Here is a 23436-nt window from a genome sequence, read left to right as displayed (position 1 = left end):
CTCGTCGATTTCCCGCACCATCGCGCCGAAACGCCTTGAGCGGAAACACGAGGCATTTCCTTTTTATTCGCGATTTCAATGTGTTCGTTGACTGTCGCCCGCGCTTCAGCACTGTGGAACGGCGAAAGAACCACCGAAGAGTGCCATGCCCCGGATCACCAAACGCCTCGTCGACGCCGCAGAAGCCCGCTCCGCCGAATACTTCGTCTGGGACAGCGAGATCCCCGGCTTCGGGCTGCGCGTGCTGCCGAGCGGGCGCAAGGGCTACGTGGTCCAGTATCGCGCCGGACGCCGATCCCGGCGGATCAGCCTCGGGCCCAGCACGGTCCTTACATGCGAGCAGGCGCGCAACCGCGCCATCTCCATCGTCGCCGCCGCGCGCATTGGCGCGGACCCCGCCGCCGAGCGGGACGCTGGACGCAAGGCGATCACGGTGAAGGAGCTGGCGGAGAGGTTCGACAAGGAACACATCGCGATCCGCGTGAAGGCGAGCACGGCCAAGGAGTATCGCCGGAACCTCGACCGTTTCATCCTGCCCGCGCTCGGGCAGCTGACGGTCACGGGCACCACCCGGGCGGACGTGGCGAAGTTCCACCACGACCTCCGCCACATCCCCTATCAGGCGAACCGCTGCCTCGAAGTGGTCTCGAAGATGTTCAGCCTCGCCGAGATGTGGGGCCTGCGCCCGGACGGCACCAATCCCCGAAAGCACATCCGGAAGTATCCCGAGGAGAAGCGCGAGCGTTTCCTCAGCGCAGCGGAACTGCGCCGGATCGGCGAGGTGCTGCGCGAGATGGAGGTGGAGGGGATCGAACTGCCCTCGGCCATCCTCGCCGCGCGCTTGCTGATCCTGACTGGGTGTCGGCTGAACGAGATCATGACGCTGAAATGGGAATATGTCGATCTGGCCGAGCGCGTCCTGCGCCTGCCGGATTCCAAGTCCGGCGCCAAGGTCGTCCATCTCGGCCAGCCCGTCGTCGATCTGCTCCGCGACGCTCAGCGCATCGAAGGCAACCTTTGGGTCGTCACAGGGACCCTTCCCGGCAAGCGTCTGAGCGACCTTCAGCCGTTCTGGCAGCGCGTCCGCGCCCGCGCAGGGGTGAAGGACGTCCGCATCCACGACCTGCGCCATACCTTCGCGTCCACGGCCGTGGCCTCGGGTCAGGGCCTGCCGATGATCGGCAAGCTCCTCGGGCACACGCAGGTCCAGACGACGGCGAGATACGCCCATCTCGCCGCCGAGCCGGTGCGGACGGCGGCGGACGCGGTGGCTGCGTCCCTCAAGGATGCGCTTGCGGGATGAGCGGAAGCGATCGATCCGTACAGGCTTCAGGGCTTTCCCATGATGCGTTAAAGTGCGATGCTGCACTCTGCATTACTTTTGCAGCACATGCGGATCCCCATGATGGCCAGCAACAAAACGGCAACGCTCACTTTGAGGCTCGATCCAACCCTCAAAGACGCATTGCGAAACGCGGCCGAACAAGAGCATCGGTCGCTGGCCAACATGGTCGAAGTCATGATCTTGGACTATTGCGGTCGCCACGGTCATGCGGTTCCAAACGCTGCGGAAGAGACGAAGCGTGGGGAGCAGTCCAAGTGATCAAGACAATCAAGCAAGCTTGTACGTTCAATCCGGTGATCAAGGATTATCGGATGGCCGAGGGAATCGAAAACCTCGCCGACTTGATCACTGACAATGGTGATGGGCGCGACTTTTTTGCCCGTAATTTCGTAACGCACGGAATGGAGCAGCTCTTCAAGGAGGGCATGCTGCGTCTCTGCGGGAAATCTGACCAGGCGGTTTTCGAGCTAACCCAAGCCATGGGTGGTGGTAAGACGCACATGATGGTTGCCCTTGGGTTGCTGGCACGCCATCCGCATTTACGGCCAGAAGTCCTTCCGGAGGAGCTGAATAAGCGAGTTGACTTTGCAGAGGCAAGGATTGCAGCTTTCAATGGTCGCAACAGCCCAGACAACTACATTTGGGGTGAGATAGCTTCGCAACTTGGTGCCGATGAGGCCATACGGCCGCATTGGGCGAACGGGCCTAGGGCAGTCGATCAAAGAAAATGGAAAGAGATCATTGGCGATAAGCCAACGCTAATACTACTGGACGAGCTCCCGCCCTATCTTCAAAACGCCGCCACTCAATCTGTGGGCGCTGGCACACTTGCGGATATGGTCGTCTACTCTCTGAGCTCCTTGATGAGCGCAGCTCTGGAACTTCCAAACTGCGCCATCGTGATCGCCAACCTTTCAGGCAGCTACAAGTCTCAAACAAAGGCACTCGCTGAAGCCGTCGGGAATCTGCAGCAGGAGGCGAGACGCCAGGCAATGACGATCACCCCGGTCCAGCTGGCGGGGAACGAGATATACGAGATCCTGAAAAAGCGCCTGATCGATCAGCTGCCAGATGAAAGAACAATCGCCGATATCGCTGAAGAATATGCGCAGCAGGTAAAAAAGGCGGAAGACGGTGGATACATCGTTGCGTCAAGCATAGAGCAGATTGCTGAGCAAGTGCGTGAGACGTATCCATTCCATCCATCGTTCAAGCATCTTGTTGCGCTATTCAAAGAGAATGAAGGCTTCCGACAGACTCGCGGCTTGATGCAATTCACTGCACGACTTCTAAAGAGCGTCGAGCAGCGGAAGTCAGATGATGTGTTCCTCATTGGAACTCAGCATCTGGACCTGAACGACGACCAGGTCCGCGACGAAATTGAACGCATCGCACCCAAGCTGCTCCCTGCTGTTACCCGAGACATTGCCGATTCCGGCAACTCTATCTCCGAAACGATTGATGACGAGATGGGAGCAGACGCCGCCCAGCAGGTGATGACCCTTTTGCTAGCATCGTCCCTTTCGCGGGCTGTGGGTGGCCGAATTGGCCTGTCAGACAGCGAGATCATCGAGTTTCTTGCCGCGCCCAATCGCAAGCCGGATGAGTTCTTGTCGGCACTCGAACGCCTCCGCGAGCAAGCCTGGTACCTACATCGAGAGGAACAGCGTTTCTTCGTGAAAGAGACAGAGAATCTCTCGCGACAAATTGAGCGTACCGCAAAGGAAATACCGCAGCCCAAGATCGACCAAGCGCTGATAAATCGACTTATGGGTATCCTGCAGCCGTCCAGCAAGCGGGCATACCAGGAGCTACAAGTTCTCCCCAAGCTTGACGACCTGCGCCTAAGCGGCCCTCGCGTCTTGATTGTCATCCGCCCAGACGGTCGGGTGCCGCCGAACGAATTGCAGAATTTCTTCGACTATCAACAGGAGAAGAACAACCTGGTGGTGCTTACTGGTCAGGACAGTCATCTCGCTGACGCCGTAGAGGATCGGCTGCGGGAGCTCTACGCGATCGAGCAGATCTCGAAGCGACTGAAGCCTGGCGACACCTTGTTCGAAGAGGCGCGAGACCGCCTTGAGGACGCAGAAGATCGCTTTCACAAGGCTTTGTCAGCTGGATACAACCGCATCTATTATCCCGCGCTTGAAGAGACTGATGGCAGCGAACGGTTGATGGCGGTGACTATCGACAATGGGCTGCGAACTGGCCAAGGAGAGCAATCGGCGGAGCTGCAGATCGAGAACCTGCTCGCCAGCCCGCGCGCCAACTACAAGCTCGCGCTCGATATGGCCGATGAGTTCAGCCAGTATTTTGCGATGGCCGAGGAGTACCTCTGGCCCTCTGGTAAGGACAACCGGCGCACACCGTGGAAGGACGTCGTCAGCCGCGCCAAAGGCAGCCCGGTGTGGCCATGGATGCCGGGCGCCGGTGGCCTGGAGGCGCTGAAGACCGAGGCTCTGAAGCAAGGGCGGTGGCGTCTTGGCGAAGACGGCTACATTGAGAAGGGCCCGTTCCCGAAGGAAAAGACGACGATCAATGTCTCGCTTCAGGGGAGCACGGACACCGGCGAGTGCCTTCTGAGCCTCACGCCCCGCAACGCAGGGGACAGCCCCGTAGTTCATTACTCTCCAAAGGCCGAGGTGACAGAGGCCGATCCGAAGGTCGAAGACCTGGACAACTTCTCGACGAATGAAGGGTCGCTGTATTTCTGGGTCAAGGATCCGACCGGCAAGTTCGAGAGCGGACCACCTGTTCGCTGGGTGGCAGAGCTGAAGGTACGGCATCAGGTTGATCCCGCAGGAGACAAACGCCGCGTCACTCTGCAATCGACACCCAGAGCGGCGATTACGTACTCGCTCGACGGCTCCAACCCGAAGGATGGCATCGAATTCACGGAGCCATTCGAAATCGGGCCGGAGGCACTCCGCCTGCTGGTCTATGCACGCGCCGGAGAAGCCAACAAGACGGCAGACTTCCAGATCCCTGCCAGCGGCGACAAGCGCGTTCAGATCGACGATACGAAACCTGCAAGGCTTCAGGGGAAGCGTGTCTCTCTCGACACGACCGACCGGGTCTACGGCGTCATCAACAAGTTCAAGGACAACGACAACACGCTCTTCAGGGGCGTTCGCATCGAGATCGGCGAAGGCGAAAACACCGTAACCGTGCGCTTCCAGGAGCGCGCCGTCACCGCCGGCATGATCGAGGGCGTGGTCAACAGTCTGCGTGCGGTCTTGAAGGAGGATCAGGCACCGGTCGCAATCACAATCAGCGACGGCGTGGAGTTCGAGAACGGCTTTGCCGTGAAGGAGTTCGCGAAGATCGCGGGGCTGGATCTGAAACCCGGCGACCTGGTGCAGGAGGCGTAGAGAATGCCCAGAGGGCAGACGGCAGGCAAGAAGACGAACCTGGACGCTGGTGACGGCCGCGAGGCCAAGCCGACGCTCGGGTTCGGCGTGCCTGCAACGTCGGACCCTCACCACTTCAAGGTCAGGATCCCTCCGGCCAACTCTGGAAAGGTCCAGATCAGCGAATACCTCGGACTGCAGGCCAGTAGCGACGAGTTCGCGGTGATGGATCGGGTCGTTCTGGACCGCCCACGCTGGACCGCGATCCGCAGCGAGGTCCAGCGCGCCTTCAACGCGCGGCTGAAGGCCCATGAACTGAAGACATCCGCCTGGAAGGTCGGGGAGAACCCCGTCGACCGGTTGCTCGGCAAGGAACTCTGCGTTCTCGCCTGGGCCGTCGAGGACATGGAGATGGACAAGATCCCCGTCTCGGTCCGCAACTGGTTGGCGCTTCGCCCGGAGGAACGGTGGTGGCTCTTCAGCATGACGGCGATGGCCACCGGAACGGTAAAGGACGCCGGCCGCGGCTGGCGGCTCGCCCTTCGACACGCGCTTGGAGATGTCGCACAAAGCGATTTGATGCAGCCCCGCGCCAGAAGACAAATTGGGAAGGCCAGCGACCGGCCGACCCTCGACCTTTTTGACGACGAGATCTGAATGAACGAGATTACTCCCGTTTCCCTCAAGGATGCGCCGGCCCTCATCCAGGCGGTCTTCCCCGCGCAGAAAGTGTCATTCGAAGCGCAGTCCGAGCGCAAGGCGGTCGCGGCTCAGACGCTGACAGGGCTCGGTTCTTATTGGAAGGGACGCAAGCCACTCATCCTTGTGCGCGCCATCGTCCTTGGCTCGCTCCTGCCGCAGACCGGCGACAGCGAGAAGGACCTCGAGATCTTCGAGAAATTGATGGCTTTCGACGACCATGGACTCGCACGACGTGCTTTTGTTCAAAACGATCTCAAGCCGAAGCATATCGCTTCGCGGATTTCGCTTTCGAACCCGTGGGACTATTTCACCTTCACGGGGCGCGACGACCTCGAAGCCGATGACCGCCTTCTGAACCTTGAGTGCCCGTTCGACGCAGACGAGGAAGGCATCTCCCTGCGTTGGGATCGGGACACTTCGGACGAGGCCAAGCTTCAGCTCATAGAGCGGGCGCTAGGAACATTCTCGACGTACGAAGAGAAAGCCAGCTTCTGCAAGCGGCCTGAAGAAGTTGAACAGGCTTGGCTCTATGCCCCAGTCTGGCCCGCAGTGAACGACCACTACGCCCAATGGGGCGTCAAGGCGCGCTCCTTGCCCGAACTCGTCGAGCAAATGGGCATCTTGCGCTTCGGACATCGACCGCGCGTTGGCGATACATTCTCCGGCGGCGGGTCCATCCCGTTCGAGGCTGCGCGCATGGGATGCGATGCATATGCCGCCGACCTCAACCCCATAGCCTGCATGCTGACCTGGGGCGCGATGAACATCATCGGTGCTCCAAAGAAGCATCGCACCATGCTTGAAGACGCTCAGAAGACGGTAACCGAGCAGGTCGACAAGGAGCTGATCAGGCTCGGCGTCGAGCACGACGAAAAGGGTAATCGCGGCAAGGCATACCTCTATTGCCTTGAAACCCGATGCCCCGAAACGGGCTGGATGGTTCCGATGCTCCCAAGCCGGGTCGTCTCACCGAAACTCGGCGCGATTGCGCGGCTCAAGCCTGATCATGCGAACAAGCGCTTCGAGATCGAGGTGGTGAGCAACGTCTCGGCGAAGGAGCTAAAGGGCGCAGAAAAGGGCACCATCGACGATGGCTCCCTCGTCTATGAACTCGACGGTAGAACCTATCGGACGCCGGTGAAGACCCTGCGCGGGGACTATCGCGGGCCGGATGGGGCGACCCTCAATAGGCTGCGTCGCTGGGAGAAGCTGGACTTCGTTCCGCGCGGAGACGACATCTTCCAGGAGCGGCTCTACGCCATTCAGTGGATCACGAAGAACTCGATCTACAAGCCCCGGCAGATCACGTACTTCCGTGCGGTGACCGATGCAGATCTGGAACGTGAGCGCAAGGTCGAGAGGATCGTCGCCGAAAATCTGGCGGCTTGGCAGGCTGAAGGATTAACGCCTGACATGCTGATCGAACCGGGAGCGAAGACCGATGAACCGATCCGGACACGCGGCTGGACGCACTGGCATCATCTATTCAATCCCCGCCAGCTGTTGCTGCAAGCGCTGGCCTTGAAGGCATGGCGGGAGTCGCCGGGCGCTCCGCTTGGATGGTTGAACGTCGCGAAGATGGCGGACTTCAATTCACGCTTGTGTCGTTGGGCGACGTCACAAGGTGGCGGCCTGGGAGGGCCAAAAGGCGTATTCTCCAATCAAGCGCTCAACACGTTCTACAACTACGCTACACGCTCTTGGTCCGGCTATGGTGCTGGATCATTCCGCATGGCCGAAGAAGCGCTTCCGGACGTCGAGCGGGAAGTGATATCCGCTCCTGCCGATCAGCCGGCGCGCGTCTGCGACTTCTGGGTGACCGACCCTCCCTATGCGGACGCAGTGAACTATCACGAGATCACTGAGTTCTTCATCGCCTGGCTGCGGCGGAACCCGCCAGAGGAGTTTCGCGACTGGACATGGGACTCGCGGCGAGCGCTCGCGATCAAGGGATCGGGCGACGATTTCAGGCGGGGCATGGTCGACGCCTATCGCGCCATGGCCGAGCACATGCCGGACAACGGCATGCAGTGCGTGATGTTCACGCATCAGGACACCGGCGTGTGGTCTGACATGGTCGGGATCTTCTGGGCTGCAGGGCTCCAGGTTGTGGCGGCCTGGTACATTGCCACTGAAACGACCTCTGAGCTGAAAAAGGGCGGCTACGTCCAGGGCACGGTCATCCTGATGCTGCGCAAGCGACCGGCCGGGGAACGCTCTGGCTTCAAACAGCGCATCCTGCCCGCCGTCCGCACCGAGGTGGAACGACAGATCGAGAGCATGATGCACCTCAATGACGAGGTGAAGGACAAGCTCGGCGAGCCGGTCTTCAACGACTCCGACCTGCAGATGGCGGGATATGCCGCCGCGCTGAAGGTGTTGACCGCCTACACCCATATTGGCGGAGACGACGTGACAAGCTTCGCGCTGCGCCCCCGTCAGCGTGGCGAGGAGACCGTCGTCGACGAGATCGTCCAGCAAGCTGCAGAAGCGGCCAACAGCCTTCTCGTACCCGAAGGCCTCGAGGCTGAGACGTGGTCCCGCCTGACCGGCATCCAGCGGTTCTACTTCCGCATGATGGACATGGAGACGACGGGCGCCAGCAAGCTCGACAACTACCAGAATTTCGCAAAAGCGTTTCGGGTTGCCGACTATGCCAAGGTGATGGGCAACATGGCCGCCAACAGCGCACGCCTCAAGCGCGTGACCGAGTTCGCCTCCCGCGACCTGACGGACAGCACAGAGATCGGACCGACCTGGCTCGGCCGACTGATCATTGGGCTGCAGCAGCTTCTGGCGGAAACGGAACCGACGGTCGTCGTGGGCCAGATCCAGGAAGACCTGCCGGACTTCCTCGAAATCCGCCGGCAGCTGATCGACATGCTCTCGTTCATCGAGCGGAAAGCCCCCGAAAAAGAGGTGCGCGATGCCGCCGAAGTCCTCGGCGGTCGTCTCAAGAACCTCCGCGCGTTCAGCCAGTAACGCGCTCAGGGAGGGACCCGCGACATGACCATACGTCGGTTCTCCTCACGGACCCATCGTCTCGATCAGACGATCCTGCTCGAGCATCTCAAGGGCGCCCGCAGCTACAAGCGGATCGCCGGCTACTTCACCAGTTCGCTCTTCGAGGTGGCAGGTGAGTTGCTGGATCACATCCCCGAGGTGAAAATCGTCTGCAACGTCGACATTCACCCCGACGATCTGAAGGTGGCAAAGCTGCGCGAAGCCAAGATGATCGGGCGGTGGAACGAACGTGCGCTGGAAGCGGAGGCGCTTCTGAACCGCGAGCGGTATCGTCGGCTCGACGCGTTTCTGCAGAAGCACGGCCAGGCGGTTCGGGTCGCCCCCGACAACGTCTGTGGATTCCTGCATGGCAAGGCCGGCGTGATTGAGTGCGCTGATGGCAGAAAGCTGGGCTTCATCGGGTCCATGAATGAGACCAGCAGCGGCTGGCAGCGTCACTATGAAATCCTGTGGGAGGACTCGTCCCCCGAGGGCGTTGCCTGGATCGAGGAAGAGTTCGACTTCCTCTGGAGAGCGGCAAAGGAATTGCCGCGCGCAGTGATCCGCGAGGTGCATCGGCGCGGCTATCGCCGTGAAGTTCTGTTCGAGGAACTTGATGACCCAGAAGATATCGCCCCGGCAGCCCTCATCGAGTCGCCGCTCTATCGAGAGGGCTTTTCTCTGCAGCCGTGGCAGCAAGGCTTCTTGACTGAGTGCCTCCGCCACTACTCCAACCACGGCATCGTCCGGCTTCTGCTCGCCGATGAAGTCGGTCTTGGAAAGACGCTCTCGCTGGGGACTGCGGCGCTCGCCCTTTGCCTGCTCCAGGACAAGGATAGCGGGGGGCAAAGGCCTGTCGTGATCTTCGCACCTGCCACGCTCTGCGAGCAGTGGCAGACCGAGATGATCGACAAGCTAGGGATCCCTTGCGCGCGATGGGAGACGCAGAAGAAAGTCTGGCTCGATCACGATGATCGGGTGATCTCGCCCGCAGGGCGAGAACAGATCGCGCGCTGCCCATTGCGGATCGGCATCGTGTCCACAGGTCTCATGATGCGCGACAGCCTCGAAAAACAGCACCTTCTAGGTCTGCGCTTCGCGCTCGTGATCCTCGACGAAGCGCACAAGGCGCGAAGTCGACAAGGCTTCGGTCGTGACGCTGGCACCCCGAATGAGCTCCTCGCTTTCGCCACCGCAGTTGCAGAACGCAGCGACCATGTATTGCTCGGCACCGCAACTCCGATCCAGACGCGGTCGGAGGATCTGTGGGACCTCATGCGCATCCTCCACAGAGGCAAGGGACGCTTCGTGCTCGGTAACGAGTATTCGAGATGGCACCAGCCGGATGAGGTCCTGCCACTGATCTCCGGTCAGACCAACGTAGAAGGCCCAGACTTCGGATGGGAGCTGCTACGCTCACCTCTGCCCGCTGTAAATTCCACGGATGAACCAAGAGCCCGGCGGCTCTTCAGCGCCATCCGCCAAGATCTCGGTCTCAACGAAAGACAGACAGATACCTCGGTACCTATCACGCAACTGAGCGATGACACCCGAGAAATTCTCGAAGAGGACCTTGAGCGGAAGATATCGGGCGCGACATTCTTCCAGCGAGAGAACCCCTTTATCCGACACATTGTCCTTCGAAAACGCGCCGACCTCGAAGCCTCAGGATTGCTGCCGAGGATTGGGGTCGATCTGCATCCGGACCGCAGATACATCCGCGACACACAGCGTTTCGACGCCTTGTTCGAAGGTAAAGCGCTTCGAACCAATGATGATTTCCGGGAAGCGTATCGAGAGGCCAGAGCATTCGGCAAGGCACTCTCGAAGCGCGGGAAGGGAAGCGGCTTCATGAAGAATCTCATGGAGCAGCGGATTTGCTCGAGCATTGCAGCTGGCCTGAACACCGCTCGAACGCTTTTGGCCGGCCGAACTGTCGAGGAAGAAACCGAAGATCAGGTCATCGAGCTGACTGCGGAGGGCTCCGATGAGAAATTGGCCCTGGAGCGCCTGATTTCTCGCCTAGAGAAAATCGATGGAGATCCCAAACTCCAAGCCACGATTCACTTTCTTGATAAGGAAAAGTGGCGAGATCACGGGGCCATAATATTTAGTCAATACTACGACACCGCAAAGTGGATTGCTGATTCTTTGGCGGCTCTCTATCCGGACTTGGCGATAGGACTTTATGCAGGCGCATCCCGGAGTCGTCTTTACCAGAAGGGCGACAGTGTCAGCATTGAGCGCGAGACGTTCAAGAAAATGGTCGCCGAGCACGAGATAAAAATCATGGTTGCGACAGACGCTGCGTGTGAAGGATTGAACCTGCAAACCCTCGGTACTCTGATCAATATTGATCTTCCGTGGAATCCAACACGGTTGGAGCAGAGGATTGGGAGGATTAAGCGGTTCGGCCAAGCCAGAGAAAAGGTCGATATGCTCAATCTAGTAAACGAGCAAACTGTTGATGAGAAGGTGTACGAAAGGCTCTCTGAGCGCATGCGAGATCGTTTTGACCTATTCGGCTCGCTGCCAGACACAATTAAAGATGAGTGGATAGAAGATATTGAGACGCTTGGCGAAAAAATGGACGAATACATCAATGCGCAACGTGAAGCGACAGGGTTTGATCTTCGCTACAATGCTACCGCGGAGCCGTCCGATCGTGACTGGCGGGAATGCACAGAGGTTCTTTCACGTCGAGACTTCGCTCAGCTCATGAGGAACGGATGGACATAAGCCCAGCCCCGAAATTGCCATTTGAGAAGCAATGACTTGAAACCACGCTCGATTAATATTTTTCTGCTCGACGGCGACCCGAATGGCATCCGGGTGGCGCAAATCTCGATGTCGACGATCCAGGCGATTGCCTTCCGGCGCAACCAGCTTCGTCGGGTTCGAGAGGCTTTCCCCGAGATCGAACGGCCAGGCGTGTACATCCTCATTGGGGCCGATGAAGAAGCGCAGGACCGGCAGCTTGCATATATCGGCGAGTCTGAAGGTGTCGGGGCGCGACTATCGTATCACAACTCGAATGAGGCGGGGCGCGATGCTAAAGGCTTCTGGACCGACACGGTCGTGCTGATCAGCAAGGACGAGAACCTGACCAAGAGCCACGCGCGTTATGTCGAAGCCTGCCTGATCCGAGGCGTCGTTAGCAATCCTCGCTGGACCCTGCCCAACACGCGCACGCCGTCCGACGACGCGGGCAAGCTACCGCTCCCCGACCGCGCAGCAATGGACGAGTTCGTGGATCAGACGAAAACACTGGTTGGAGCCCTCGGTTGGGATCTCTTCCGAGAAGTCCGCGGTCGTGCGCCGGAGCAGATCGCAGGACGAGAACTGCCAAAGGCTGACTTCCATGAAAGCCCTCGGTTCTTCTTCCGAGGCGACGGCTTCGCGGCAGAGATGGAGATCGGGCCCTCCGGGGATTTCGTCGTCACAGCAGGTTCGAGGGCAAGGGTCCGGACGACGCGAACGATACCTAGAGGTACGGTCACGCTCCGGAACACCCTTGTCGAGAAGGGCGTCCTCCGCGAGGAAGGCGATTTTCTTGTCTTCACAAGCGCCTACAGCTTCACGTCTGCCTCTGCCGCTGCCGCGGCCGTCATTGGTGCGAGCGCCAATGGCCGGATCCTCTGGAAGCTCCCAGACGGACGCAATTACGCGGATTGGGAGGCAAACCAGGATGCGGCGGGCGATGCGTCAGGCCAATTCTGAAGGTTGCGACTGCCCGGGGAACGGTACCGTCAGCGTGGCGAGAATTTAGCCGACCTTGCAGCCCCAGAAGGACGTGTGATCGGCGGCGAAGTAGCCGTCCGCAACCCGGAAATACCCCTGCAGCTCGACGGTATCGCCCGCGGTGAGCGGCACCATGGTCTGCAGCCAGATGGCGGTGGCGAGCGAGACGTGGGTGGCGGAGATTTCGCCGAGGGAGCCGCGGATTTCGGTTGTGCCATTGAGGACGAGCCGCCCGCTCATGCGCGCCGTCGCGCTGGCGTTGATCTTGTAGAGGAGCGTCGCGCCGAAGAGGTAGGTGCCGTCAACCGGGGCCACGAAATGGTTGTTCGCGGCGTCGAACGCGCCCTGATCGTTGGTGTCGGTGTTGTTGAGGCCGATCTTTGTCCAGGTCCCGACGCCGACGTAGTTGTCGTAGTTCGTGTAGGCCTTGAAGCGCGGCAGCCGGGGCTGGTCGACGACGCCGGTGGCGTTGTCGACGCTGAGCCCGTCGAAGAAGGTGCTGCCGTCGGCCGAGACCGCGAGGCGGAAGCGGTCGGAGCCGAACAGGCCGACCAGTGCCTTGGTCACGAAGCCGGTCTGAAGCGTGAGGCCGAGGTCGTCGCCCGCAGCCTCCTTGTTCATGGTGTAGAACAGATCGCCGGTCCCGCCCTCGGCCACGGTCCTCGCGGTCCAGAGCGCGGCGTTCAGCTTGGCCGAGAACGGGTTCGACGCATCCGCTGTGGTGCCGAGCCCGAGCAGCGCCATATTCTGCAGCGCCGCGGGCGTGGTGCCGACCCAGCCAGACCCGTCGTAGACCATCAGCAGGCCCTCGTCCTCGACCCACGCCCGCCAGCCGGTGCGCGGTGGCAGGCGCAGCCAGGCGCCGTCGGTCCAGAGCGCGACGTTCAGGTCCCAGCCCGCCCAGTCACCCTTCGCGCCCGAGGCGACGATGTAGCGGTCGCCATCGGCGGGGCTCGCTGGGGGTGCTGCCAGATCCCGGTCGAGCACCGAGAGATGGACGAGACCGTCGAGGATCCGCAGCGCCTCGTTGTGGGTGACGTGCTTCTGGGCCTGCGCCGCCAGGATGTAGGGCAGCAGGAGATGGGTCGTGGCGTCGGACATGGGATGGCCTTCAGAGTACCAGCGTGATGGTCTTGGGCACGCCCCGCCCGACAAGGGCGGAGAGCTGGAAGATGCGGATGTCGAGCGTGTCGCCGGGACCGAGCGGCCCGCCCCAGTCGGCGATCTGCTGGGCGGCGGTGTAGAGCGCGCTGGTGGCGGTCGTGCTCAGCACCCGCTTCACAGTAGGACCGTCGAGGATCTCCACCTCGTAGGCTTCCAGTTCCTCGGCCAGCGGCACCTCGAGCCCGCCCCAGCTGTCGGCCGCCAGCGCGCGGGACCGGCGCGTCCAGCGGATCGTCAGATCGCCGGGCGTGCGAGGCCTACGCCACGGCTGCTCGACATGGGCGGCCGAGAACGGCCGCAGCCCGACGCCCTCAGGCGTGAAGGTCTGCCCCACGTAGGTCTCGTCGCTGACCGGGCGGCTCGCGGGGCCAATGCGCCAGTTCCACGGGATGCCGAGATCGGCCTCGGCGATCGGCAGGGACGCCAGCGCCGTGTCCAGCACGACTACGCGGGCGCCAGCGGGCGCCGGGTTGCCCATGGCGCCCTCGGTGCCGCGCTGCCCGCGCAGGAGCCGGGTCAGGCGATAGCGGCCGGGCGCCAGCAGTTCCGCCGCGCCCGCCTGAACGATCTCCCACACGCCGGGCGCGCTCTCGATGGCCAGAGCGTTTGCACCGCCGTACAGGGTCAGGTCGGTGGCGCTCTCCAGCGTGCCGGTGAGCAGATCGATCACCAGCGCATTCCCGAGATCGAAGCGCGACGTGGGGCCCGCGTAGAGGTCCGAGACCAGCACCCCGATCCGGGCGCGACTGCCGAACGTGGTCAGCAACTCGAAGCCATCGGTCGAGGGGCTGCGGAACACCGCCATCTCGCCCGGCCAGGGAACTGCGTGCGCCGCCACAAACGGTCGATGCGCGGGCTGGTCCTCGGAAAGTTGTGGGAGGTCCATCAGCAGCGCATCCGGCGCGCCGAACACGACCGCCCGCGTCAGCGACGCCGCGCGGGGATCGCCGGGCGGCAGGTCGTAGGTCGCGCGGTCCTGGCGAACGGCCTCGACCCCGCGCGCGTCGGCATCCGCGATGGAGACGAGCCGCAGATCGACCAGCCGCACGTCATGCTCCAGCCGGATCGCGTCGGCGGGATCGAGCGCCAGGCGCGAGGGCGGCAGACGGAACGCCGCCGTCTCGCGCCCCACCCACGCCTCCATCAACGCGCGGCGGCAGCGGCGCTCAGCCTCCTCGGGCGGCACAGCCATCGGAAAGCTCTCGGACGCGATACGCGTCGTGTCCACGGTGATGCGCCGCGCCTCGACGAGGGCCGCGTCGTAATCCTCGTCGGCGCGGGCGACCTGCCACTTCAGCGCCTGCGGCAGTTCCGTCTCCTGGCCGCGCGTCAGTTCCAGCACATCGCCCTCGCGAGGGGCGACCAGGTCGCCGGGCGCGAGGGTGACGACCGAGGTCCGGCCACGCATGACGAAGCGGATCACGCCCTCGGTCTCCACCGCGTCGAAGCCGAAATGCCGCGACAGCGTGGTGATCGACGCGCGCGGACTTTCCAGCGCCGTGATGGCGTAGCCCTCGACCGCGCCCCAGAGGCCAGAGACGTCGATCAAGGTCTCGGGCAGTCCGGCGCGCAGGCAGAGGTGCCGGACGAGCGCCGCCAGCGACACCGCCCCGAGGCGCCCGGTCAGCCAGTGCCCGAGCCGCCAGTTCGCCCCGTCCGTCCAGACGTCGGTCAGCGCGGGAAAGAAGGGATAGGGCCGCGCGTCCCAGGTCCAGGCGGCGCATTCCGGCACATGCACCATGCGACCGCCATAGACCGAGGAGACCGGGTTGTTCGCGCCCTCGGCCCACCAGAGATACGTCGCCTCCAGGTAGGAGCGCTGGATCGCGTCGTCCCGCCAGCCCCGCGAGAAATGTGGGGTGAAGCTCTCCGACGATTTCGGATCGAAGAAGACGTTGGGCTGGTTGGTGCCGCGGTCGATGGCCGGACAGCCGAGCTCGGTGAACCAGATCGGCTTCGACTGCGGCGCCCATGCCGTCGGCGTGCCGCTCTCCACCCCGCCCGGGCGGTTGTAGTGGGCGTTCGACCACCAGGCGCGCAGATCCTTGTATCTAAAGACCCACGGCTTGCTGGCGGCGCCGTCCTTGATGGTGGTCCGCACCTGCGCAGTTCGGTCGGCGGCGCTGGCATAGAACCAGTCGAAGCCTTCGCCGCCCGCGATGTTCCCCTGCAGGTAGGCGCGGTCGTAGATCGCGGGCCAGCCCTCGGCCGCGTCGAGATGCTCGAACCCGTCCCGCCAGTCCGACAGCGGCATGTAGTTGTCGACACCGATGAAATCGATCTCCGGATCGGCCCAGAGCGGATCAAGGTGGAAGAACACGTCACCGCTGCCGTCGCCCGGCTGATGCCCGAAATACTCCGACCAGTCGGCGGCGTAGCCGATCTTGGTCCCGGAGCCGAGGATCGAGCGCACATCAGCGAGCAGGTCCCGATAGGTCTGCACCGCCGGATAGGTGGACGCACCCGAGCGGACGGTCGTCAGCCCCGGCATCTCGGTCCCGATCAGGAAAGCATCGACCCCGCCCGCCGCCGCGCAGAGATGGGCGTAGTGCAGCACCATGCGCCGCAGGCCCCAGTCGCCGGACGGCCCGGTCCAGCTGACGCTCTCGCCCGAGACGCTGAAGCTGGCAGGCGTGGCCGCGCCAAACAGCGCCGAAACCTGATTGGCGGCCGTGGCGGTCTTGTCCACGGTCCCGGCGAACCCCGCCGCAGGAGTACAGGTGATCCGCCCCCGCCATGGAAAGACCGGCTGGCCGGTCTCGGCGGCGTTGTCGGAATACGGGTTCGGCAGGCTGTTGCCGGGCGGCACGTCCATCAGGATGAACGGATAGAAGGTGACGCGCAGCCCGCGGGCCTTCATCTCCTGGATCGCCTGCACTACCGCGAAGTCGGACGGCGTGCCGCCATAGACCGGGCGGTCCTGGTCGTCGCGGCTGACGAGGAAGGCATTGGCGCGGCTGACGCCGTTCACCGACCAGCTGGCAGGCGTGGTCGACTTGGCCGAGACCTCGACGCCCGGTCGCACCTTGCACGATCCCGCGCGCAGATCGTCGCCGAACCAGGCGACGACGAGGCTCACGCTCTCGACCGCAGGCGCCATCGCCTGCAGCCGGTCGAGCGCCTCCACCATGTCGGTGGAGTCGGCCAGCGTGTTCAGGTTCTCGGGTACCGTCGCGCCGCCATCGGTCTTGCGGATGGCCTGCGTGGCATAGGTGAACTCGCCCGAAGCCGGGATCATGGTGACGGCGCGGGTCAGCCCCTCGGCCGTGTCTGGATCGGCCAGAGGCCGGAACACCTCGAACGACAGCTGCGGCAGCCGGTTGCCATAGGTGGAAAGCGCCAGTTCCTCGAAGACCACATAGGCGGTGCCGCGATAGGCGGGGGTGTTGGCAGCGCCCATCTTCGCGGCGATTAACGGATCGGCGGTCTGCGTCTCGTCGCCCGGATACCAGCGCCAGGTGACGCCGGAGAGGTCCATCGGCTTGCCGTCGGCCCAGATGCGCCCGATCCCGGTGATCGGGCCCTCGCAGAGCGCCACGGCGAAACTGGCATAGTAGAGATACTCGGTGGTTTTGACCTTGCCGCCTCCGCCGCCCTTGCCGCCGCCCTGCGTGGTGGTCTTCGTCTCCTCGCGGAAATCGGTCGCCCAGATGATGTTGCCGCCCATGCGCATACGGCCGTAGACACGCGGGATCACGGCGCCTTCGGTGGCCGAGGTGATGCGCAGCGTGTCGAGCCGCGCGCCCTCGATGCGCTGCGTCGGCGCCAGCGACGAGACGATCCAGCTGTCGACCACCGAGCCGAGGCTCGAGCCGATGAACCCGCCGATGGTCGCCGCGCTGACGCCGAGGATTGCGCCGCCGATGCTGCCGCCAATGGCGGCGCCGGCCGCGCCGAGAACGAGGGTGGCCATGTCTGGGTCTCAGCGTTGCGGGAACAGGAAGGCGAAGGCGATGCGCCGCCGCCAGGATGGGGTGAGCGGTTCCTCGATCACGCCGAGCCGCTCATAGGCGTGGAGGAAGCTGTCAGGCCCGGTGACGATCCCGAGATGCTTGGCGATGGCGCGGGGCTTCATGCGGAAGAGCACCAGCGCGCCGGGACCAACAGCTATCGTTTCCACCTCGATCATCATGCGTCGTGCGCCCTCGGCCAGCACTTCGCGCGGTCCGGTCTCGCCCCAGTCGCGGCTGTAGGGCGGGATCGGGAACGGCTCGGGGCCGACAACCTCGCGCCAGACGCCCCGCGCCAGCCCGAGGCAGTCGCAGCCGACACAGCGCAGGCTGGCCTGGTCGTGGTACGGCGTGCCGAGCCAGGAGCGCGACGACGCGACGACGCGCTGGGGATCAGCGGAGATCACAACACTGACCCCTCGTGCCCGCCATCCTTCGTGGCGTAGCGGAGAACGGCGTCCTGGCCGGGGATGTGCGGGAAGCCGCGGAAGTTGGCTGTGTTCGCGAACTTCGCCCCGCAGGTCTCCATCCGTTTGTCGCAGCCCGCGCGGATGGTGAAGGCGTCGCTCTCGGCGATGGCACGCACCGGCGCCTCGAGCAGGGTCAGCACGGCGATGCCGTCCGTGACGCCATGGCCCAAAACCTCGGTGCGTCGTCCGGCGTTCGCTCCGCTGGTCCATTCCAGCGTGCCGAAGGTGAACCAGCCCGAAGCGAAGCCGCCGAGCCCCGAGGCAGTGAAAGCCCGGTCGCGCAGGAGATCGATGACGGCGCCCGCGCCCTTGTAAACAGGATTCTCCAGATCGACGCCGCAGCGTGCATCGCCGAGCGCGGCATCGCAGGTCGCCTGGAAGGTCCGCCCGACCGTTTGGCCCAGCACATGCGCGAGCGAGCGGACCTCTGCCACGAAGGCCAGCCGCCCGCGCCGGATCTGGCCGATGGCGCCGCGACGCATCAGCACCCGCTGGCTGGTGTCGGCCCAATTCACCCGCCAGACTTCCACCTCGGCGTTGTCCCAGCGCCCATCGAGGATGTCGATCTCGGTGATGCGGTCCGAGGTCAGCACGCCCTCGGCATCCTGCGCATCAACCGACAGGTCCGAACCAGAACGGACCTCTGAGGCGATCAGCCCGCTCTCGGGCTCGAAGGCGGTGCCGTCGAAGCCCAGCGTCCGGTCGTGATCAGTGAAACCGAAGGTGACGCCATCGGCCCGCGTGATCCGCCAGCACCAGGCGAGCGTCGTCGTGCCCTCGTCGAGATGCGCCTGAAGGTTGGGCGAGAGGGATTTCATCGGCAGGTTCCCGTCATGCGGTCGTCGAGATCGGCGATCCAGTCCGCCCAGTCCGGCGGAACCTCCGCGACGGTCTCGGCAGCAGGTCGGCCTAGCCGAGCCTCGGCGTAGGACGCGCAGCCCGCATCACCAGCGCCCGTCGTTGCGGCGCAGCCGGTCAGCAGGATCGCCAGCGCCGCGGCCATTGCGAACCGCATCCCGCCCGCGCTCGACGCGGTTGTTCTTGTCTTCGATCGCATCGCGTTCCGCCTCCCGTTTGCCCGCGCGTTCCCCTTCCGCACGCCCCCAGACGCGGCCGAGGACGACACCTCCGACCGCGCCCAGAGCCGCGACCAGCCAGATCAGGAACTCAGCCACCGTCCCGCTCCCCGTGCGCGGCGGCGACGCAGAGGGCGACGACGAAGACCCCGAGACAGCCGCCCACGACCAGACCGGCGATGAACTCAAGCATCGCCACGGAACCCGCGCTCGATCCGGTCGCGCAGGCCGATCAGGCCCAGCCCGAGGAACATCAGCCCGGCCGGCGAGGCATCGCCCGAGCCGGCAAGCAGCGCGACGAGACGGGACAGTTCGCCGAGCGAACCTATGGCGGGCAGCGAAAGAGACGCGATGCCGGTAAGCATGGCGAGCAGTCCCGCCCACCAGGTGAGCGAGTTGGGGCGAACGTAGCGCATGGGTCAGGCCCTCTGGATCAGGGTGGAGAAGAAGGCGGCCAGCCGGGCGAGCCAGCCGGTGGGGGCGTCGGGAGCAGGATCGAGGACCGGCGGCCTCGGCAGCGGCGACGGCCGCAGCAGCGCCAGAGCCTCGTCTTCGGTCAGGCGACGGACCGGCCGCGAGAAGTCCACGCGGCCCGTGCGATCCACGGACCAGACCGGGATCGTGCCGCCGGGATAGCGACCATGGCGGAACAGGTCGCGCTCGGCCTCCCGGCGGGGGATGATGGAGGCTGGTCGCCGCCAGTTCAGAAACGCGCCGGCGGCGGCAACGCGATTGCCGGCATTGAGGTGCCGGGTCAGCGCGGCCTTCGCGATACCCCCGGTGTTGTAGTGAAAGCTGACCAGCGCATCGAACTCGTGCGGCTTGAGCGGCACCTTCACGGCGCGCAGGACGGCCGCCTCGTAGCGCCCGAGATCGGCCCGGAACACCCGGAACGCATCGCGGATCCCGGCATCTAGGTCACCTGGCATGCCGCGCGGCATGGTGGCCGGATCGGGCGACCCGGCCGCGGCCGTGTGGCCGATGCCGAAGGTCCAGACCTGTTTCACATCGAGATAGGGTCCGGGCACGATGCCTTCGTGCCGGACGAGGGCCAGCAGGCCCCGGTCGGTCATGTGCATGGGATTACCGGAAAAGCGAGAGGATCAGGATCAGTGCCGCAACGACGAGGCCGATGCGCAGGCGATGGGCGAAGGCCTGCCGGGGGTCGGCGGGGTCGCAGCGGAAGGAGCGCGCGAGGCGGAGAAGTTCATTCATCGCCAGCGCTTTCGTTGACGCGGCGCAGGCGGGCGAGCAGCATCTCGATGAAGGCCGGGCCGAAGACGCCGACGAGATAGGCCGCCGATCCTGCCGCCCCGCCCGCGGGGATCGTCTCGGGCGACAGCCCCAGCCAGGCGGTGATCACGGCCATGGAGAGGCTGCCCATCCCGGCCGCGATCAGCCCGCCGAGCAGGATGTGCCGCAGCGCATCGCGCAGCCGCATCTTCGTGGTCAGTGCGTTCGTGGCGCCGCCGAGAGCGCCCCAAGCGGCGAGGATCACCGCCGTGGACGTAGCGAGTTCTTTCAGAACCGCAGCAATAAAGCGGGATTCGTCGTTCATCGGCGCAGTTCCAACAGCGGAATGGAGGTGATCGAGCCGAGCCGCTCGAGGTCGAGCGTCACGTCGAGCACGTCGGTGTCGAAGCGGACCGGCACGTCGAACTCGAAGCCCGCAGTGATGGAGACGCCGGAGCCTGGCGCGGCGCCAAAGCTGACGACGCCGGTCGTGGCATCGACCGACCAGCCGGAGGGCTGCTCGACGCCCGACAGCGCGATGCGCACGGTGCCCGCCACCGGCTTGGCGATGGCGCGCGTCCAGGATTGCGCGCCTGAGGCGTAGCGCTTGACCAGCTGGAAGGCGGTCATTGCACTGTCGCCGATGCCGATCGGCTGGTCGGTCGGCGACGGCGTGCCCGAGGGCAGGCAGGACTTGTGGTCGCCCCAGTCCTTGAACCGGAAGCCATGGAGCCGCCCGTTCCGCGCCTCGAAGAAGGCAACGACGGCGGCGAGATCGTCGGCGCGGCGGATGCCATAGGCGACGTCGTAGCGGCGGCGCGAGTTGGCCCAGCTGGCGTTCCGCTCCTCGTCCCCGGAGGCGAGTTCGATGATCTGGGTGCGCCGCTCCGGCCCGCCCCGCGCTCCGCGACTGATGTTGTCGGGAAACCGGACCTCATGAAACGCCATCACATCCCCCTTCGCCCGAGCGACACGGCGCGGGCGATGTCGGCCGCGACCTGTGTCCTCGATTGCCGGAAGCTTTCGGCGTCGCGGGCCATGATGGTGACGTTCACCCCGCCGCCCGCGCCGTAGCTCTGTGCCTCCCGCCGTGACAGCACCCGCTCGCCCCGCTGCAGGATCGCGGGCACCTCGTCATGGCGGAGGCCGGCCATGCCGCCGGAGTGCATCCGGGGCGCGGCGGCGAAGGCCATGGCCGGGACCATGCGCGACGGCCCAGCCGATCCGACCATCCCGCCCGCATGCAGGACGTTGGCAAAGATCCCACCTGCGCCGGAGAACACGCCGGAGAGCGCATTCGCGATGGGTCCGAGGATGAAACGCCGCGCGGCCAGCTGGGCGAGATCGGCGAGCAGCGAGGTGACGAGATCGCGGAAGTTCAGCTTGCCGGTCTTCACGAACTCACCGACCGCGTTCTCCGCCGACTGGAAGGCGCCGACGAGGCTCTGGCCGATGTCGCCACCGATGTCGCGAGCCTTGCTGGCGTAATCCGACAGCGCGGCGGTGACGGCCTGCCAACCGGTGACGGCAGCTTCAGTCACGGGCTCTGCTGCCGCAGCAGCAGCCCCGGCAGCCGCACCCGCACCCGTGGCGGCCCGCCCGGCATCGCCGAGCGCCGTCTCCAGCCGTTCGGCCGCGCCAGTGGCCTCGGTCAGCGCATCGGCACTGGCCTCGTCGGTACCGCGCACGGCATCGTGCAGCGCCTGCCAGCTTTCGAGGGGCGCACGTGCCCGTTCGGCCAGATCGCGCGCCGCGCCACGATAGAGGTTCGCGGATTCGAGCGCCCGGTTTGCCGCCTCGGTCAGGCCGAGATCGGGCGCGGTCAGCGGGTTGTCCTCGAAGGCCCGGTCGAACGCCGCCTGCGCCGCAGTCGTGGCGGCACTGGCTGCCCCCTCGAAGCGGTTCTCGATCTCGCCGAGGTCGAGGTCGGGCACCAGCGAGATGCGCCGCTCCGACCCGAGCGCTTCGAGCCCCTGGTTGATCCCGCCGATGAAGCCGTTGATGCGCGAGACCACGCCGTTCAGCATCGCCTCGACGCCATCGACCAAGCTGTTGGCCGCCTGGAATGCAAGATCGCCGATGGCGGCGGGCAGCAGGCCCCAGATCGCCTTGATCGCCTCGTAGGCGCCCTCGAACGTGTTCGCGGCGGTGTTGCCGAAACCGACCACGCTCTCGATGGCGCTCTGCATGCCCGATGCGGCATCCGCCTTCAGGTCGAAGAACATCGCCGTGGCGGCGGCGCCCGCCGCAGCCGCGCCCATCTTGATCCTCTCCCAGACCTCGACGGCGACGTCCTTCAGGAGCGACATCGCCTCTCCAAAGCCGCCCGCGCCGGAGACGAGACGGCTGAACTGGTAGACGAGCTCGCCCGCGCCGACGATCAGCGCCCCGATGCCGGTCCGGATCAGCGCCCCGCGCAGGACGACCAGCGCCGTGGCGAGGCCACGGACCGAGAGAGCCGCGGCGGCCATGCCGGCGACCCAGCGGCCCGCGAGGAAGGCCGCGAAGGTGGCGGCATAGGTTGTGAGGCGGCCGATGTTGTCGAAGAGGCCGCGGATCGCGATGCCGAGCGGCCCGGTCCGACTGGCCACCGCCGCCATGGCATTGGCGACGGCTTCCAGCGCCGGGGCTGCTGCGACCGCGAGCTGGTTCGAGAGCCCGCGCCAGATCAGACCGAGCCGTGAGATGGCATCGTTCGTCCGTTCGATCTGGTCGGCATCCTGCTCCGAGACGACGACACCGAAGGCGAGGACGTCCTCGGTCGCCTGGCGCAGCGTCGCGGTGTCGATCCGCGACATGGCGATGGAGCCTTCCTCGCCGAAGAGCTGGCCCGCGACGGCGGCGCGCTCGGCGGCAGGCACGAAGCTCTCGATGGCGGCGTTGATCGCACCCACCCGCTGGTCCAGCGGCAGGGCGATCAGCTCGTTGGCCGAAAGGCCCAGCCGGTCGAGTGCGTCGGCGGCGGGTCCGGTTCCGGCGGCCGCCTGGCTGAGACGGCGCGTCAGATCCTTCGTCGCCTGCTCGATGCCGGACATCGATACACCCGCCAGCTCGCCCGCGCGCTCCAGCGTCTGGATCGAGGCGACCGTGGTGCCGAGCGACTGCGCGAGCTTGGCCTGCGCATCGACCGTCTGGAGGCCGGACCGGATCATCGCCACGCCAGCGGCGGTCGCGGCGGCAACTGCGGCAGCGGCGGCCACACGCACCCGCCGCGAGAAGGCCGCGAGCCGTGCGTTGGCCGCCTCCATCTCCCGGCTGAGCCGTCCGAAGCCACGCGACCCGGCCTCGCCGACACCCTCCAGCTCGGCGCGCACCTGCCGTCCGCCCACTGCGGCGAGGCGGACGCTAACCCGTTTTTCTGCCATCGGTCAGAGTCCTTGCTTTCGCCGCATGGGGGTC

18 protein-coding genes are annotated in these 23436 nt (G+C 64.7%); 7 read left to right on the top strand and 11 right to left on the bottom strand.

What is annotated here, in order from left to right:
* Positions 1-145: 145 nt before the first annotated feature.
* From IC63_RS06165 to IC63_RS06135, 7 genes are all read left to right on the top strand, one after another.
* Positions 146-1303, top strand: a complete 1158-nt coding sequence (locus IC63_RS06165; protein WP_036718026.1) for a tyrosine-type recombinase/integrase — start codon at positions 146-148, stop codon at positions 1301-1303.
* Between the two features lie 99 nt (positions 1304-1402).
* Positions 1403-1603, top strand: a complete 201-nt coding sequence (locus IC63_RS06160) for a hypothetical protein (RefSeq protein WP_232222525.1) — start codon at positions 1403-1405, stop codon at positions 1601-1603.
* Entirely contained in the window at positions 1600-4719 is a 3120-nt protein-coding gene (locus IC63_RS06155) for an anti-phage-associated DUF499 domain-containing protein (RefSeq protein ID WP_036718023.1), read from the top strand. Before IC63_RS06160 ends, IC63_RS06155 begins: the two co-directional genes overlap by 4 nt.
* A 3-nt stretch (positions 4720-4722) precedes the next feature.
* Positions 4723-5355, top strand: a complete 633-nt coding sequence (locus IC63_RS06150; protein ID WP_052041920.1) for an anti-phage-associated DUF3780 domain-containing protein — start codon at positions 4723-4725, stop codon at positions 5353-5355.
* Positions 5356-8382 carry an anti-phage-associated DUF1156 domain-containing protein gene (locus IC63_RS06145; RefSeq protein ID WP_036718022.1) on the top strand — a complete coding sequence of 1009 codons (3027 nt, stop codon included), beginning with the start codon at positions 5356-5358 and terminating at the stop codon, positions 8380-8382.
* 24 nt (positions 8383-8406) lie between these two features.
* On the top strand, positions 8407-11142 hold the full coding sequence (locus IC63_RS06140) for a phospholipase D-like domain-containing anti-phage protein (protein ID WP_036718019.1): 2736 nt from the start codon (positions 8407-8409) through the stop codon (positions 11140-11142).
* 36 nt (positions 11143-11178) lie between these two features.
* Complete coding sequence (locus tag IC63_RS06135) at positions 11179-12123, top strand: GIY-YIG nuclease family protein (protein ID WP_052041919.1); 945 nt, start codon at positions 11179-11181, stop codon at positions 12121-12123.
* A 45-nt stretch (positions 12124-12168) separates the two neighbouring features.
* Here IC63_RS06135 and IC63_RS06130 read toward each other — a convergent pair whose 3' ends face one another.
* The 11 genes from IC63_RS06130 to IC63_RS06085 all read right to left on the bottom strand — a co-directional run bounded on the left by IC63_RS06130 (position 12169) and on the right by IC63_RS06085 (position 23402).
* Positions 12169-13245: a DUF2793 domain-containing protein gene (locus tag IC63_RS06130; protein ID WP_036718016.1), complete on the bottom strand. Its 1077-nt coding sequence runs from the start codon at positions 13243-13245 to the stop codon at positions 12169-12171.
* Positions 13246-13255: 10 nt separating this feature from the next.
* Positions 13256-17221, bottom strand: a complete 3966-nt coding sequence (locus IC63_RS06125; protein ID WP_036718014.1) for a baseplate multidomain protein megatron — start codon at positions 17219-17221, stop codon at positions 13256-13258.
* A gap of 9 nt (positions 17222-17230) precedes the next feature.
* Complete coding sequence (locus IC63_RS06120) at positions 17231-17665, bottom strand: C40 family peptidase (protein ID WP_036718011.1); 435 nt, start codon at positions 17663-17665, stop codon at positions 17231-17233.
* Positions 17662-18546 (bottom strand): DUF2163 domain-containing protein, encoded by an 885-nt coding sequence (locus tag IC63_RS06115; RefSeq protein WP_036718009.1) that lies wholly within the window; start codon positions 18544-18546, stop codon positions 17662-17664. Before IC63_RS06115 ends, IC63_RS06120 begins: the two co-directional genes overlap by 4 nt.
* Before the next feature lie 126 nt (positions 18547-18672).
* Positions 18673-18903 carry a hypothetical protein gene (locus tag IC63_RS06110; RefSeq protein WP_036718007.1) on the bottom strand — a complete coding sequence of 77 codons (231 nt, stop codon included), beginning with the start codon at positions 18901-18903 and terminating at the stop codon, positions 18673-18675.
* Between the two features lie 86 nt (positions 18904-18989).
* Positions 18990-19220: a hypothetical protein gene (locus tag IC63_RS06105; protein ID WP_036718005.1), complete on the bottom strand. Its 231-nt coding sequence runs from the start codon at positions 19218-19220 to the stop codon at positions 18990-18992.
* A gap of 3 nt (positions 19221-19223) precedes the next feature.
* Positions 19224-19883, bottom strand: coding sequence for a lysozyme (locus IC63_RS06100; protein WP_036718003.1), 660 nt, complete (start codon positions 19881-19883; stop codon positions 19224-19226).
* 4 nt (positions 19884-19887) lie between these two features.
* Positions 19888-20019 (bottom strand): hypothetical protein, encoded by a 132-nt coding sequence (locus IC63_RS19060; protein ID WP_268939895.1) that lies wholly within the window; start codon positions 20017-20019, stop codon positions 19888-19890.
* Positions 20012-20362 (bottom strand): hypothetical protein, encoded by a 351-nt coding sequence (locus tag IC63_RS06095; RefSeq protein WP_036718001.1) that lies wholly within the window; start codon positions 20360-20362, stop codon positions 20012-20014. The genes IC63_RS19060 and IC63_RS06095 overlap by 8 nt, the downstream gene beginning before the upstream one ends.
* Entirely contained in the window at positions 20359-20985 is a 627-nt protein-coding gene (locus tag IC63_RS06090) for a DUF2460 domain-containing protein (protein ID WP_036718000.1), read from the bottom strand. Before IC63_RS06090 ends, IC63_RS06095 begins: the two co-directional genes overlap by 4 nt.
* Entirely contained in the window at positions 20985-23402 is a 2418-nt protein-coding gene (locus tag IC63_RS06085; RefSeq protein WP_036717999.1) for a phage tail tape measure C-terminal domain-containing protein, read from the bottom strand. The genes IC63_RS06090 and IC63_RS06085 overlap by 1 nt, the downstream gene beginning before the upstream one ends.
* Between the last annotated feature and the right edge of the window lie 34 nt (positions 23403-23436).

This window comes from Paracoccus sphaerophysae (genome assembly GCF_000763805.1).
In the GTDB taxonomy this organism is placed as follows: domain Bacteria; phylum Pseudomonadota; class Alphaproteobacteria; order Rhodobacterales; family Rhodobacteraceae; genus Paracoccus; species Paracoccus sphaerophysae.
The sequence above is the reverse complement of the archived record's forward strand: the minus strand, read 5'-3'. Positions and strand labels throughout refer to the sequence as shown.

What these genes read in the sequence shown, in the direction of transcription:
- IC63_RS06165 (WP_036718026.1), top strand. Translation starts at nt 146, where the DNA reads ATGCCCCGGATCACCAAACGCCTCGTCGACGCCGCAGAAGCCCGCTCC.
- IC63_RS06160 (WP_232222525.1), top strand. Translation starts at nt 1,403, where the DNA reads ATGATGGCCAGCAACAAAACGGCAACGCTCACTTTGAGGCTCGATCCA.
- IC63_RS06150 (WP_052041920.1), top strand. Translation starts at nt 4,723, where the DNA reads ATGCCCAGAGGGCAGACGGCAGGCAAGAAGACGAACCTGGACGCTGGT.
- IC63_RS06145 (WP_036718022.1), top strand. Translation starts at nt 5,356, where the DNA reads ATGAACGAGATTACTCCCGTTTCCCTCAAGGATGCGCCGGCCCTCATC.
- IC63_RS06140 (WP_036718019.1), top strand. Translation starts at nt 8,407, where the DNA reads ATGACCATACGTCGGTTCTCCTCACGGACCCATCGTCTCGATCAGACG.
- IC63_RS06130 (WP_036718016.1), bottom strand. Translation starts at nt 13,245, where the DNA reads ATGTCCGACGCCACGACCCATCTCCTGCTGCCCTACATCCTGGCGGCG.
- IC63_RS06125 (WP_036718014.1), bottom strand. Translation starts at nt 17,221, where the DNA reads ATGGCCACCCTCGTTCTCGGCGCGGCCGGCGCCGCCATTGGCGGCAGC.
- IC63_RS06115 (WP_036718009.1), bottom strand. Translation starts at nt 18,546, where the DNA reads ATGAAATCCCTCTCGCCCAACCTTCAGGCGCATCTCGACGAGGGCACG.
- IC63_RS06105 (WP_036718005.1), bottom strand. Translation starts at nt 19,220, where the DNA reads ATGCGCTACGTTCGCCCCAACTCGCTCACCTGGTGGGCGGGACTGCTC.
- IC63_RS06100 (WP_036718003.1), bottom strand. Translation starts at nt 19,883, where the DNA reads ATGCACATGACCGACCGGGGCCTGCTGGCCCTCGTCCGGCACGAAGGC.
- IC63_RS19060 (WP_268939895.1), bottom strand. Translation starts at nt 20,019, where the DNA reads ATGAATGAACTTCTCCGCCTCGCGCGCTCCTTCCGCTGCGACCCCGCC.
- IC63_RS06095 (WP_036718001.1), bottom strand. Translation starts at nt 20,362, where the DNA reads ATGAACGACGAATCCCGCTTTATTGCTGCGGTTCTGAAAGAACTCGCT.
- IC63_RS06090 (WP_036718000.1), bottom strand. Translation starts at nt 20,985, where the DNA reads ATGGCGTTTCATGAGGTCCGGTTTCCCGACAACATCAGTCGCGGAGCG.
- IC63_RS06085 (WP_036717999.1), bottom strand. Translation starts at nt 23,402, where the DNA reads ATGGCAGAAAAACGGGTTAGCGTCCGCCTCGCCGCAGTGGGCGGACGG.